Origin of the sequence: Pedobacter nutrimenti, from assembly GCF_032678445.1 — a bacterium.
In the GTDB taxonomy this organism is placed as follows: domain Bacteria; phylum Bacteroidota; class Bacteroidia; order Sphingobacteriales; family Sphingobacteriaceae; genus Pedobacter; species Pedobacter nutrimenti_A.
Genome location: NZ_JAVTSQ010000004.1, coordinates 219,452 through 231,695, shown reverse-complemented (window position 1 = coordinate 231,695; position 12,244 = coordinate 219,452). Strand labels below are relative to the sequence as shown.

General features: G+C 39.9%; 16 protein-coding genes. 4 read left to right on the top strand and 12 right to left on the bottom strand.

Going from position 1 to position 12,244, the window contains the following annotated elements; translation table 11 throughout:
• Positions 1-15: 15 nt before the first annotated feature.
• The 5 genes from R2S08_RS08495 to R2S08_RS08475 form a co-directional block, all read right to left on the bottom strand.
• Entirely contained in the window at positions 16-204 is a 189-nt protein-coding gene (locus R2S08_RS08495) for a hypothetical protein (RefSeq protein ID WP_316834756.1), read from the bottom strand.
• 5 nt (positions 205-209) lie between these two features.
• Positions 210-608, bottom strand: coding sequence for a hypothetical protein (locus R2S08_RS08490; protein ID WP_316834755.1), 399 nt, complete (start codon positions 606-608; stop codon positions 210-212).
• A gap of 317 nt (positions 609-925) precedes the next feature.
• Positions 926-1,255, bottom strand: coding sequence for a hypothetical protein (locus tag R2S08_RS08485; RefSeq protein WP_316834754.1), 330 nt, complete (start codon positions 1,253-1,255; stop codon positions 926-928).
• Positions 1,256-1,551: 296 nt separating this feature from the next.
• Complete coding sequence (locus R2S08_RS08480) at positions 1,552-2,211, bottom strand: Crp/Fnr family transcriptional regulator (RefSeq protein WP_316834753.1); 660 nt, start codon at positions 2,209-2,211, stop codon at positions 1,552-1,554.
• Between the two features lie 18 nt (positions 2,212-2,229).
• Positions 2,230-2,526 (bottom strand): hypothetical protein, encoded by a 297-nt coding sequence (locus R2S08_RS08475; protein ID WP_316834752.1) that lies wholly within the window; start codon positions 2,524-2,526, stop codon positions 2,230-2,232.
• 302 nt (positions 2,527-2,828) lie between these two features.
• Here R2S08_RS08475 and R2S08_RS08470 point away from each other — a divergent pair, with 302 nt between their 5' ends.
• From R2S08_RS08470 to R2S08_RS08455, 4 genes are all read left to right on the top strand, one after another.
• Positions 2,829-4,211 carry a hypothetical protein gene (locus tag R2S08_RS08470; RefSeq protein WP_316834751.1) on the top strand — a complete coding sequence of 461 codons (1,383 nt, stop codon included), beginning with the start codon at positions 2,829-2,831 and terminating at the stop codon, positions 4,209-4,211.
• 492 nt (positions 4,212-4,703) lie between these two features.
• Positions 4,704-5,246, top strand: coding sequence for a hypothetical protein (locus R2S08_RS08465; RefSeq protein ID WP_316834750.1), 543 nt, complete (start codon positions 4,704-4,706; stop codon positions 5,244-5,246).
• Complete coding sequence (locus tag R2S08_RS08460) at positions 5,243-5,947, top strand: helix-turn-helix transcriptional regulator (protein WP_316834749.1); 705 nt, start codon at positions 5,243-5,245, stop codon at positions 5,945-5,947. Before R2S08_RS08465 ends, R2S08_RS08460 begins: the two co-directional genes overlap by 4 nt.
• Positions 5,944-6,372: a hypothetical protein gene (locus R2S08_RS08455; protein WP_316834748.1), complete on the top strand. Its 429-nt coding sequence runs from the start codon at positions 5,944-5,946 to the stop codon at positions 6,370-6,372. The genes R2S08_RS08460 and R2S08_RS08455 overlap by 4 nt, the downstream gene beginning before the upstream one ends.
• Positions 6,373-6,455: 83 nt before the next feature.
• Here R2S08_RS08455 and R2S08_RS08450 read toward each other — a convergent pair whose 3' ends face one another.
• The 7 genes from R2S08_RS08450 to R2S08_RS08420 all read right to left on the bottom strand — a co-directional run bounded on the left by R2S08_RS08450 (position 6,456) and on the right by R2S08_RS08420 (position 11,904).
• Positions 6,456-6,857 carry an AraC family transcriptional regulator gene (locus R2S08_RS08450; protein WP_316834747.1) on the bottom strand — a complete coding sequence of 134 codons (402 nt, stop codon included), beginning with the start codon at positions 6,855-6,857 and terminating at the stop codon, positions 6,456-6,458.
• A complete protein-coding gene (locus R2S08_RS08445) occupies positions 6,835-7,272 on the bottom strand; it encodes a helix-turn-helix domain-containing protein (RefSeq protein WP_316834746.1) in 438 nt (145 codons plus the stop codon). The genes R2S08_RS08450 and R2S08_RS08445 overlap by 23 nt, the downstream gene beginning before the upstream one ends.
• Before the next feature lie 15 nt (positions 7,273-7,287).
• The gene (locus tag R2S08_RS08440; RefSeq protein ID WP_316834745.1) at positions 7,288-7,695 is read right to left on the bottom strand and encodes a hypothetical protein; all 408 of its coding nucleotides are present in this window, start codon (positions 7,693-7,695) and stop codon (positions 7,288-7,290) included.
• A 279-nt stretch (positions 7,696-7,974) separates the two neighbouring features.
• Positions 7,975-9,024, bottom strand: a complete 1,050-nt coding sequence (locus R2S08_RS08435; RefSeq protein WP_133784826.1) for a YhcG family protein — start codon at positions 9,022-9,024, stop codon at positions 7,975-7,977.
• A 331-nt stretch (positions 9,025-9,355) separates the two neighbouring features.
• Complete coding sequence (locus R2S08_RS08430) at positions 9,356-9,775, bottom strand: hypothetical protein (RefSeq protein WP_133784828.1); 420 nt, start codon at positions 9,773-9,775, stop codon at positions 9,356-9,358.
• A gap of 221 nt (positions 9,776-9,996) precedes the next feature.
• The gene (locus R2S08_RS08425) at positions 9,997-10,857 is read right to left on the bottom strand and encodes an alpha/beta hydrolase (RefSeq protein ID WP_316834744.1); all 861 of its coding nucleotides are present in this window, start codon (positions 10,855-10,857) and stop codon (positions 9,997-9,999) included.
• 12 nt (positions 10,858-10,869) lie between these two features.
• A complete protein-coding gene (locus R2S08_RS08420) occupies positions 10,870-11,904 on the bottom strand; it encodes a hypothetical protein (RefSeq protein WP_316834743.1) in 1,035 nt (344 codons plus the stop codon).
• Positions 11,905-12,244: the final 340 nt, after the last annotated feature.

Here is a 12,244-nt window from a genome sequence, read left to right as displayed (position 1 = left end):
ATACAATCCGGTACTTTATTTCAACTGCTCTACCACCATATCCAAAGGCAAACCCGTATACTCGCAAAACTCCTGCACCGTAAGCGGCAGATATTTCTGCTTATCAAGTGACTTCTTGATAGCCATAATTAACCGATGCGCAGCAGTTCTGCCCTTACCCGTCAAAACCTGCACGTCCTTTGTATACACAAACAACCTTGCCATAACATTCACCCCTTTCTGTATACATTAAATGTCCTGGCACAACTGGCCATCAGGGTTAAATCCCGCACTGCTTTTCTAAATTCTACACTACTGCCTTCCCAGCTAAACACCTTAACCATCAATCCAGAAGGCGTACCATCAGGCCTCCACACACACAAAGACAACACCTCCAGGTCAAAGCCACACTCAAAAACCAGTTGCACACCCCGATCATCAAGCAACTCATAATAACACTCCTGTACCGCACCAGCAGCAATCGCCTTAGCCAGCTGCTCCATCTCCGCCACAAACTCCAGCGCCTTAACCAAGCGGTTCACCCTAAAAAGTATCCCACCCTTTTTAAAAACCAGGCAAGCCCGGTTCTTCCTCATCAAATACATGTTCAATCGTAATTGGTTATTCATTAATATTTAAGTTTAAAATTGATTAAAAAATAAAAACCCGCAGAACAGAGCATTGCTGCCCGCTGCGGGTTTTCTGTACCCAAATTATGGCCTTTCTAATCCGGGATCCTGAAATAAACTACGTAGTACTCTTGAAGGCAAAAAATCAATAGAGACTACTGAAAAATTCAGAATGACGGGTTGAGAGGTGATAGCAAAACGCAAAATCAAGCTATTACACCAACCAGGTCTGCACCCAAGAAAAATATGTTTTCATGATCAAGCCTCAGAATCTAAAAGATTCAGCGCGATCAGAAAACATATTTTTCCAAAAAAGACTATTGCTTACTCACTACTCCAGGCCCGGAAGCCACCTCAGCATCACTCGTAAACCCCTGCCCATCAATATAATCCTGCAACGTAGCATACACAGAACTATCGAACACAACCTTACACGGCACGGACCCTGCAGCACCACAACTCGGCGTAGAACCCGTAGCCAGCGTCCAGTTGGCCGCATTCCTCGCACCAGTAGACGTACCCAAATTGTACGTGTAAGCAATTAAACCCGCCTTCTTACCAGACACCGCTTTAGTAAAAGCAAAAGCCGCGGTCAATCCGCCAGCACACAGCACGACCATTAAAGCCGCTTTTAACGTTTTTTTCATAATTTGTTTTTTAAATGAATTAATGGATTAATTATATACTCTATTCACGCTGTGCACCGCGCAGAATATTCAAGAAGAAACAAGCGGGTACCAGAACAACTGGCACCCGCAGGTATTAACCGACAACACCAAAGCCAGGGCTAACCAGGCCAAGAAAGGCTAAAGTGTTTACTTTGATTCGAAATATAAATAGGTAACCGAGATGCGTAACGTTCATAACAGAGTTAATTAATTGATATACCCAAAGGTAGCAAGCCAGAACACACTTAACTACCTCATTTAATATAGATTACCCCCTATTTTACCCCCAAAAGCAATCCTTTTTTTATAAGCGAAGCCCTAATACGAGTCAAAGAACTGATTTTCATATGCAAATAGCTCGCGATGTGCGCATCCTTGATCACCTTTCCAGCAGGCAAAAGCCCCCTGTGACTCAGGTAAAAATGGAGCACACTGTCCTCACCACCCTTACGGATCTTTTCATCCTTCTCAATCTCCTTGTTTTCAAAACTAGCAATGGTTAAACGAGCCAGCTCATCCATCTTTTCAATCGTCCGGTACCCCGTCTCCATTTGCGCATGAGTAATCTCCAGTACAAAACTATCATCGTAGATTTTCAGATAATACCTCGAAGCACTACCATTCATAAAACCATTCCCAGCAACAATCTCTCCCTCAGAATAGATCCTTAATACATGTTCATGACCAGCCTCGTCAAGATAGTAGGCCATCATAAAACCACGAACAATATAATAGGCCTTGCCAATTACATCACCTTGCTTATGGATATCATGTTTCACCCTACATATGGCAGCTTTCATTACCTCATCCAAATAGGGTTCCAGTTTTTCAGGTAAAGGTTTCTTAATAGAAGCCAGATAGGCAATTAGTTTTTTGAAGGCCTTTTCCGGCATAGGAACATATTCCATTGCTGGTTTTTTCTTTTTGAGTTTCATTAATTTAACAGGTTAGTTCTAAAATTCTGTTACACGGAGTTCAGCCCTACCCGCTTTATACAAAACAAACATATCCTCCAGCCCGATCAATTTCATATCCTCCAAACACTCCAGTTTAAAAAACTCCACAAAATTTTGCAAAGAATGAAAAGAAGCAGTCAGTTGAATCCGTTCACCATATTCTTCATGATTACGTATCAACACACTCACCTCAACAAAAGAATCCCCATGCAGGTCTATATCCACCCCCGCATTAGACGTAACCACATTAGCATTTTCCCAGAAATACTGGATTAACTGTTCATTTTTAATCATAAGATTTAGATTTGGTTAAACAATAAATTGCTTTCTAACACAAAATTTTGATTTTCCCGCTGAGAACACAGCAAAAGAGAACAACAGAATGGAGCGCTAAAAATATCCACCAAAACTAAAAGAACAAACAAAGCAAAAACAGAACAACAATACCAAAAAAGCAACTACCAGGACCCAATTCTACACCATCCCCGATCTGCGCTCAAGAAAAATTGCATAACCAATTTTGCTTCCCTATAATTGTAAAGAAGAACAAGCATTAACAGCAAGTTTTTTCAAAACAAAACCATCAAAAAAACCAAATGGACAGACGAAGTTTTGTAAAGATATCAGCATGCGGCTTATTGCTGCCCTACAGTAAAATAGGTAAAGGATTCGTTGCCGATCACGGCCAATACGCAGAGGATATAAAAACCCAATCCTTAGCCGCATTTAAACAATTTGAATCCGTATGGAACTTCAATGATTTCTGGAAACGCGGAAACACTTTCGATGCATGCCTAACATTTGCCAATGCCCTTCAAAACAAATGGCCAGATGACGTCGAAGTAAGCTCGCTGCAAAGAAAAATCGACAAAATGCTGGAAGAAAACTACACCTATTTCAAATCCTTTGATCCAGGAGGATTATGGGCCGATGATTTTGGCTGGTGGGGATTAATGGCAATAAACGCCAGAAAACACCTGTTAAAATCAGGCAACAAAGATCTTGCAGATAAATACCTTCAACTAAGTACCGATTTATGCTGGCAACAAGGAAAAACACATGCCTATGATGTTACCAAAACAGCCAAACCAATACCCCATGGATACCGCAATGGAGATGCCAAAGGACAAAGTAAAGGCGTAAAAAACACAGTTACAAATGTATTATACTTCCTGCTGTCCACACGCATTTATCGCTTAACCCAACAAGAAAACATGGCCGACAACGAGAAATATCTTGAAATGGCCTACCATCAGTGGACCTGGTTCAATAACTGGTTTAAGCTCGAACAATACCAATACCTACAGAAAATCTCCAACGACAGCGCCCTGGTACAAGAACGCCCAACCGCCTTTTTTGAAGATTCAGATTATAAAGACACCGCACATCCAACCTGGGAAAAAGGCTGGACCTGGACCGGCGACCAGGGAATGCTATTGGCCGCACTGACCGATATGCTGGCGATAAAAAATGACCTTGCCACATGGATTACAAAAAACCAAATTGAAGCAGACTTTAAAGTAGACCACTTTGAAAAAACAATAACCCAGTACATACAACTAGTCAGCAAAGGAATCAAAGCCGGATTGACAGGAAACACTGACAACATCATCAGAGAAGCACCCTTTAAAGCAAACTTTGGCCCCGAATTCGGTAACGATTATTTAGCAGGCCGCGGCATCCTGATGCGCTATCTCGGAAAGCTCAACACGCAAACCAGCAACGTTAATTTCACCAAAAATATCAAAGCAACAACAAAAGCAATCTGGCAAACACGAGACACCAGCAACGACCAATTCCAACCAGAATTTACAAGTATCACAAATGATAAGTTGTACATAACCCAATTCAGAAAACAAGCAGGCCTTGCCGATGACGTATACAAATGGGATATTGCAACCATGAATGAAAAACAGAAATCCGCAGTTTGCCAATCCATCGGCCTGGACGCATACGGAGCCCTCATCAATCAAATGTAAAACCCACCCTGCACCCTCCCCGGTCTGCACCCAAGAAAATATGTTTTCATGATCAAGCCTCAGAACCTGCAAGGTTCAGCGCGATCAGAAAACATATTTTCCCCATAAACTTTACGGTGATAAACATCGCTGGCTTATTTAAAGTGCTTAAATTAAAATAAATCAATATAACTAAAAAGAAAATTAACTGCCATATAGAGCAAACCACACTAAATTAATACAGTCACGATAACTTCCACAACATCGCGTGCCGCAATTTTTCACTAACATCCCATACATTTTAAACGAATAAATTTTCTTTAAATATAATTTTATTCAAACATGATCCTCAGTTTACTTTTCGGAGATAAAAAAGGCATATCACACTTGTTTTCAGCTTTTTATTTGAAAAAGGATTCATTAACTTAGCTACAATAACACACAATATTATGTCATGAAATTGTCAATTAACCATCATTTCAAGAACATTTTGTACACTTATAGGTTGACAAAATGCGTATAGAAAAAATAAATTCTGATATTTATGCAGCAAAATATCCAGGACAGAAACAAAACGAATTTGGAAGGCTAATAAAATGTTGGAAAGACCCTGAATATCTTGAGCAATTTTTCGAAGACAACATTGAAGATTTTAACTCAGGCTTCTATAACGACATTTCAATCGAAGATGCAATTTTCGAAACGATAGAGGAAGCTTCCGCCTTTGAACAAAAAGTTTTACAATTAGCAAAAGGTAAAGATATAAAAGGACTAGAATCACTTTTCAAACCCTTATCAGAGATACAAAAAGAAATACCATATGGCAACAGAAAGGCTTATGGAACAAGAAGAAAGAGCTGGCTTCGTTTATATGCAGTTAAAGTGCCCGAAAATGGTTATTTAATTACAGGAGGAGCAATCAAACTTACAAAAAAGATGGAGGTGAGAGAACATACAACCAAAGAGCTAAAGAAAATGGATCAATGCAAAGCCTTCTTAAAGAGCAAAGGCGTTTTTGATCAGGATGGGCTTCTAGATTTTGAACTTGAATTATGAGTATTGAAAAACATATAAAAACCAAATTAGCTGACATTGCCACTAATGACGACAAATGGATGGCGAAGGCGGAATGGGAAAAAGCCAACAAAGCTTGGCTCGATAAATCCAGGAAAATAGCGATTAAAATCCTAAGAACCCTAAGGTCAAAGGATATGACGCAAAGTGAACTTGCCCAAAAAGCGGGTGTATCACGTCAAATGATTTCAAAGATTGTGAAAGGAAATGCAAACCTTCAATTATCTACTATAGCTAAACTTGAAGAAATACTTCAAACGGATCTAATGAGTTCTGCATCAATTAAAAAGTCGGCACATCAGCAAATAGAAAGAGCTATTGAAATTTCTTATGATCAGCTTGACGTCTATACGGTAATTAAAAATTGGCTGGCTCATGAGGATAATGAACAAGACGAACACCCAGCTTTATTAGAAAAAATACGTCAAAAATTTTCCAGTCAATATAACGAAGGTCCACTCCTAGGATTAATTGAACATGAAGACATTCCATTAGCATATAAGGGCTACTTAGAAGTAAATGCTTTTGAACCTTATTTCAAAACAAGTGTGACACCTGATTTCTTTAAAAATAGTATTAAGTCTTCAAACGCTAACCTTTTTAATAAGCATCTTACTAGTCCAGATAATCAATCTATCTCATTGGGTAACGATAAAGAATCCACACTATCTCTAAAAGCATGACAAAACAACAGAAATTAGAAGTGCATTTCCGGATAACCAATATCGAATTTGTTGGCTTTGAAATGTCCCTGCCGCCAGATTTTAGGCCATTAGAGCGTTATCAGTATGATATAGACATAGAAAGTCATATAGACCATAATAATAAACTAATACTGGTTAACCTGGACATTCATATTAAAAACGGGAAAACAAAATATGGACGCCTCTCCTCTAACTATCTATACACAATAGATAACTTTGATGAAGTGATCTTAAAAGACAAGGATCAGAAATACATCGTCCCAACTGAATTGCAAACCTCCTTAAATTCGATTTCAATCTCAACAGCCAGAGGATTGATGTTCTCCACGCTAAAAGGAACAGCATTACATAACGCAATCCTACCAGTCATAGACCCAAAAGGGTTCGAATCCAACAAACTTTAAATTTTCAGCCCACCCTCCCCGGTCTGCACCCAAGAAAATATGTTTTCATGATCAAGCCTCAGGACCTGTAAGGTCCAGCGAGATCATGAAAACATATTTTCCACCCTAAACTTTACCCGATATTGCCTCGGATTCAACCCCGTCAACTTCCTAAAATGCCGCGAAAACCACGAAGGATGACAAACACCCAATCCATAAGAAATCTCCTTAACCGTCAACGTCGTATAAAGCAACAACTTAACAGCCTCTTCATGAATACGATCCTGAATCAACTGATAAATCGTCCTCCCAAGAAACTTCTTCAACAAGCCATTCAATCTACGCTCAGACATACCCACCCGCTGAACATAAAATTTCGGATCATGCTCCTCCCTAAAATGCCTTTCCAACAACTCCTGTAACAACAGCACCACCTTCACATCCGGAGGAAGATAACCATCCTTAAAATGCTCCAAAGTTCTGTTAAAATCTATCCGGACCACCATTCCCCCTCCTTACATTTTTACACCCTAAATCCCCAAACGAACAACGATAAACCTTAGCCGTCTCCCCATTTCTCAACTTAAACCACCTGCTGAAATAAGGCAAATCGCTAAACCCCAGCAGCTCCGAAATCTCCTTTATCGTATGCTTCGTATACTGCAGCAAATACAAAGCTTCCCGGTAAATCCTGTCCTGCAGCAACTCATAAACCGATCTCCCCAAATAAGCCTTAGCAAATCTGTTCAAAGCATGGATACTGGTATCCATTTTAACCGCATACACAGAAATATCCCGGTTGTATCTGAAATCCATCTCAATTAAGGACTGTAATACCTTTAATCGCTTAAAGGCCGGAGGCCAGTAGTCTGAGTCTACCAAACTAAATCCTCTTGTATAAGTATTCGTTTCCTGCAACATGATGACAACATTAAATCAAATCCTCTTCGGCACCCGCGGTATCGGCTTATAATCAATAATAAAATCAATCACCCTATCCAACTCACTCAACACCAGATGAACCAGTTTCAGCCGAAAAGCATCAGGCTCCTCCTTCCCCTCAGCACCACCAATATCCGTCAGTTCAGGATCAAAACGAACCAGCAAATCCACCCCCTTGACCTGCCGGAGTTTAACCAGCAGCTTCCTAACCAAAATCAAATGTTTAGCAGTTTGCTTTTGATTGTTATTAGCAATAATATCAAAGATGTCCGAGGTTAAGGTATAATGCGCATGCGTAACCCGTTCAGAGAACAAAGGCTCAATAGGTTTACGGGTATTCCCTATTTCCTCCAGCAAAGCAAAGAAAAGTTCAGGCCCGGTTTTTTGAAGATACTTAGTCATAGGTAGAGATGTTAAATTAAGGCAATTGACAATAATTATGATTTTTTGATACACAAAGCATCCCTCTACGAAACACAACGCAGAGAGATAACAATTAAAACAGTAAATATTGTTTGTGAAAGAAAGCGTATAAAAAGAAACTACCAAATACTTCCCACTCTCTATCACCATCCCGTCATCTCGATGGAAGCGCAGCTAAGAGAGACCTGTAATCACTTTGCAAATAGATCTCTCCTATCGTCGACATGACGTATCGAACCTTACCTAGCAATTGCGCTATCACTTCTTTAACCCAGCTTCAAGCTCCGCTTGACTAATCTCTCTGGTTATTTCCCGCTGCAACTCTTCCTCTGAAGGCAAATAAGTCTTATACCTGGATGCAAAAACATGCTTATTATCATTCAGCAAACTATACTTAGCCAAAGCCTTGTTTTTTTCAGCGCAAAGGATCAGGCCAATAGTCGGATTATCATTTTCCTGCCTAACCTGATCTTCAAAATACCGAACATAAGTATCCATCTGTCCAATATCCTGATGAGTTAGCTTACCTCGTTTCAAATCTACTATCAAAAAACATTTAAGGATATAATTGTAAAAGACCAAATCTGCATAGAAATGCTCATCCTCCAGACTAATTCTATACTGGCGCGCAACAAAACAAAACCCCTTACCCAATTCAAGCAAGAACTCCTGCAATTTGTCAATAATGGACTGTTCTAATTCTCTTTCATAAAAACCGGGGTTCGCCTTTAAATCCAAAAACTCCAATACATACGGATCCTTGATAAAATCTTTAGCCTCTAATTCCACTTTCTGAGTTTCAGCTTCTTCTTTTATTAAAGGTCTGCTTTGCTCAGGAGTCATCACTAACCTTTCAAAATAAGAACTGTTAATTTGCCGTTCCAGGGTCCTCGTATTCCAGTTACAATTCACCGCTTCATTCATGTAAAACATCCTCGCATCCTCACGTTCAACCTTTAGCAATGACCTGTAATGTGTCCAACTCAATTCACCACGCAGTGCGTGGTATATTTGAAATGTAATATAAAACTGACGCATATACTGGAGATTACTTACCGTATACCCCTTTCCATAATCCATCCCGAGTTTTTTAGCCAAATGCTTAAGTAGCGCATCGCCATAACCAGCTCGCTCTTTTCCGTTCTGCTCTTCTTCAACAATCAATTTTCCAATTTGCCAATAACTCTGCACCATAGCAAAATTTACCGCACGGTAAGCCGTAGCCCTAGATGATTCAATAACCTGTTTAACATTGCCATAAAGCTGTTCTATAGACACAACTTCCGGAGTAGTTTCTCTTTTCTTCATTTTTAATTATAGTTTAAAAACAAAATTACTAATATATTTAGTATTTATAATTAAGATAAATATTTAATCTTAAAAGAAAACAAACAATATTTAAAATTAACACCGCCTTCCTTTCACAAACATTTTCAAAGAACAACATCCTTTATATTCCGCTGGAATAAGCGGTTAGTATTCCCCTCTCTGCCCTGTGAGCATCTCTCCCCGGAGGGGCGAGAGTTGTATGGAGCCTAGCCTGTATAACTCCTTACCTTTCCCACTCGCTAACCCACTTGCGCTTTCTCCACATGATCCAGGAAAGCTTTAACCAATTCTTCGGGGATAAAATTCTCTTTCATAAACTGCGTTTTAAAATTTTACGGCATACCAGGTTCAGCTCCAGGGAGATTTCTTCCAAAGGCTGGTAATTAATGAATTGCAATATCCGGAGTAAAACCGCTTTGATTTGCAGCAGAACAGACTGGTGTATATTCAACTCCATACCGGATTTTTCAGGCACTGGACCATATTCTTTAAGCAAGGCGAAGGTTCTGAACAGCAAGGACGAAATAAACTTTTTAATGACCGATTGTTTATACTCCAGGTCTTCTTCCTGAGATAAGACCAGATCAAAGAGATAACCGGATAAACCTCGGTAAGCTAAATCAACTCTGGCATTAACCGCAGCAGGAACATCAAGGGAGTGGTTTTCCAGATCATCCAGAAGTTCGACGAAGAGTTGTATGTTGTATTTTAATCCTTGTTTGTTTTTCATAATTTATATGTTATGCTATAACCACCTCGCTGTCCCCCTTTGGAGGGGGTTGGGGGAGGAATATTATAAATCTCAATGTTAGGCCTCCCCCTGCCCCCTCCAAAGGGGGATAGTATGACGCCTAACCTGTATAACGCCCTATCTTTCCCACTCGCTAACCCACTTGCCCTTTCTCCATATCATGGACGAAAGGTGTCACGGAGTGCCGGATAGAGGCTTTTTCAAAACCCCTCCCTTTTCAAAAACCCCAGCATCGGGTCCATCCACTCACTCACCGGCAATCGCTGCGTAAACCCATGATTCCCTTTCGGAAACAAATGCAATTCCGCATCTACCCCATTCTTCTGCAAAGCCTGGTAAAACACGATGCTGTTATTTACATCCACAACCTGATCATCACCGCAATGCGTCAAATACGTTGGTGGGGTTTCTTTATTTACCTGAAGCTCATTTGAAAACAGATCCACTTTTTCCTTCGAAGGCTCCATGCCCAATAAGTTGATCTTCGAACCCATATGCGTCAACTGATCATTCATGCTGATCACAGGATAAACCAGGATCATAAAATCCGGCCGAAGGCTAAGGTTTTCTTTATTGGGGATATAGCTTTTGGAAAAATGCGTTCCTAAGGTCGAAGCCAAATGTCCTCCAGCACTATATCCAATTACACCGACCTTAGCAGGATTAACATTCCAGTTTATCGCATTAGACCGGATCACCTTCATAGCTTGCTGCGCATCCATTAATGGTCCATAGCTTTTATCCCTCATAGTTTCTTTTTTTGGCAACCGGTATTTGAGCACAAAGGCCGCAATTCCTTTTTCCGCAAAGGCTTTGCCTATGGCGATCCCTTCTTCTTCAAAAGCTAGAAAGCCATAAGCTCCTCCAGGGATAACCAGGATGGCTGTTCCGGTTGCTTTTTCTTTAATGGGTAGATATAGGGTCAGGGTTGGTTCATCTTCTTTGGAGAGTTTTACTGTACTTCCGGGAATACTGTCCGGGTAAAGCGGCAGCACTTGTTGTGCTACCGCAGTATACCCTACCATTAAAAAGAGCATCAGAGTTAATTTTTTGAGTTTCATATGTAATTAGTTCTAAAAGTTCAATCGGTATTTGTATAGATAGTGATCATAGAGGGCATATAATGATTGACCATAGACCCTAAAATCCCCGATCTTATTTCCTCTAAAATCTGGCAGGTAAAAGCTAAATTGGTACTTCCCATCTTTCACGGCATAGACATCAATTACCGAGACCTTTTCCAATGATTTGGCGATTTCATTGTCAGCAATTAATGCAGAATGGACAAACAAGTATTTCTCATTCGCTGCACTTTGCTTGTTTACATATAGTGGCGGTGATGAAATGGTCGTTTCATTGAGCGACTTGATGTAATCTACTTTAATATGGGCATGGGAAACCGTATCAATAGTTTTTCCTTTATACAACAAGTTCAGGTGATCACCTGCACAGATGAATTGGTTCCGGTAGTAATACACATAAATAATTTTATTAGAATTCGGGACCTTAACCAGGTTTCCATCTGTACAAAAAATTCCATCCACCTGTCTTTCTAGAAGGTTTGCAGGCATTTTAAATCCCGCAGAATCTGTCCTGTAAGTAACCAGCTTGTTTTGACCAGCCTGCACAACCCTTAAAACAAAGGAATTGCCTTCTGTATGAATGGCCTGGGTAAAATAAGGCGGTTTAGAAACTGGTTTAAGAATCCTGTTTGAGTTATTTCCTTCAAGCAGTAGTGGCTGGTTTCCATCCAGGGTATACACCGAATTGTCAGCAACCAAATTGGTATAGCCCTTAGTTAATTTGGTATGGTTTGGAATACCCAGTCTCACGGCCAATGTATCTTTTAAGTTAGAGTCAACCCTGACTAGCCTGTCAGGCGTATACAAATTCCCTATGTAAATGGAATCATGGCTATAACCTGCAAAATTACAACCTTCGGTCTTAAAATCTAAAATATTACCTGGCGTCACTTTAGAGGGAGGTAGTAAACGGATAAAATTGTTTTTATTATGCCTACAACCATTAGAAAAGAAGCACAATAAAATGACTACCAAAACACTCCCTAAAAGGCAAGTGACTAACAAAAGTATTCTTTTAAACATCATAAAAAAAGGTATATAGCCTGGGTTACAAACAACCCAGGCAAATTGAAAAGTTTAATGTTGTCTAAGAGGAATTGTACACGTTGGAGGAGGAAATCCAACAACGTTATAAACATAAGCAAGTTGGCCAATGTACGTACATTGTGCACCTGTATACGATGGATCGCAATCTACTGGATTTGAACCACGCCCAACATAACAAGTACCTCCAAGCTTATATGAGAGATAATCCGTGAATGTCCCCCTAGCTTTTATAGCAAACGTTGAGGTAACAGCCAACAGAAAAGCAGCTGTCATTAATAAATTCCTAATTTTCATTCTTTTAGTTGTTAAGTTAATTGCC

What these genes read in the sequence shown, in the direction of transcription:
- R2S08_RS08495 (WP_316834756.1), bottom strand. Translation starts at nt 204, where the DNA reads ATGGCAAGGTTGTTTGTGTATACAAAGGACGTGCAGGTTTTGACGGGT.
- R2S08_RS08490 (WP_316834755.1), bottom strand. Translation starts at nt 608, where the DNA reads ATGAATAACCAATTACGATTGAACATGTATTTGATGAGGAAGAACCGG.
- R2S08_RS08485 (WP_316834754.1), bottom strand. Translation starts at nt 1,255, where the DNA reads ATGAAAAAAACGTTAAAAGCGGCTTTAATGGTCGTGCTGTGTGCTGGC.
- R2S08_RS08480 (WP_316834753.1), bottom strand. Translation starts at nt 2,211, where the DNA reads ATGAAACTCAAAAAGAAAAAACCAGCAATGGAATATGTTCCTATGCCG.
- R2S08_RS08475 (WP_316834752.1), bottom strand. Translation starts at nt 2,526, where the DNA reads ATGATTAAAAATGAACAGTTAATCCAGTATTTCTGGGAAAATGCTAAT.
- R2S08_RS08470 (WP_316834751.1), top strand. Translation starts at nt 2,829, where the DNA reads ATGGACAGACGAAGTTTTGTAAAGATATCAGCATGCGGCTTATTGCTG.
- R2S08_RS08465 (WP_316834750.1), top strand. Translation starts at nt 4,704, where the DNA reads ATGCGTATAGAAAAAATAAATTCTGATATTTATGCAGCAAAATATCCA.
- R2S08_RS08460 (WP_316834749.1), top strand. Translation starts at nt 5,243, where the DNA reads ATGAGTATTGAAAAACATATAAAAACCAAATTAGCTGACATTGCCACT.
- R2S08_RS08455 (WP_316834748.1), top strand. Translation starts at nt 5,944, where the DNA reads ATGACAAAACAACAGAAATTAGAAGTGCATTTCCGGATAACCAATATC.
- R2S08_RS08450 (WP_316834747.1), bottom strand. Translation starts at nt 6,857, where the DNA reads ATGGTGGTCCGGATAGATTTTAACAGAACTTTGGAGCATTTTAAGGAT.
- R2S08_RS08445 (WP_316834746.1), bottom strand. Translation starts at nt 7,272, where the DNA reads ATGTTGCAGGAAACGAATACTTATACAAGAGGATTTAGTTTGGTAGAC.
- R2S08_RS08440 (WP_316834745.1), bottom strand. Translation starts at nt 7,695, where the DNA reads ATGACTAAGTATCTTCAAAAAACCGGGCCTGAACTTTTCTTTGCTTTG.
- R2S08_RS08435 (WP_133784826.1), bottom strand. Translation starts at nt 9,024, where the DNA reads ATGAAGAAAAGAGAAACTACTCCGGAAGTTGTGTCTATAGAACAGCTT.
- R2S08_RS08430 (WP_133784828.1), bottom strand. Translation starts at nt 9,775, where the DNA reads ATGAAAAACAAACAAGGATTAAAATACAACATACAACTCTTCGTCGAA.
- R2S08_RS08425 (WP_316834744.1), bottom strand. Translation starts at nt 10,857, where the DNA reads ATGAAACTCAAAAAATTAACTCTGATGCTCTTTTTAATGGTAGGGTAT.
- R2S08_RS08420 (WP_316834743.1), bottom strand. Translation starts at nt 11,904, where the DNA reads ATGATGTTTAAAAGAATACTTTTGTTAGTCACTTGCCTTTTAGGGAGT.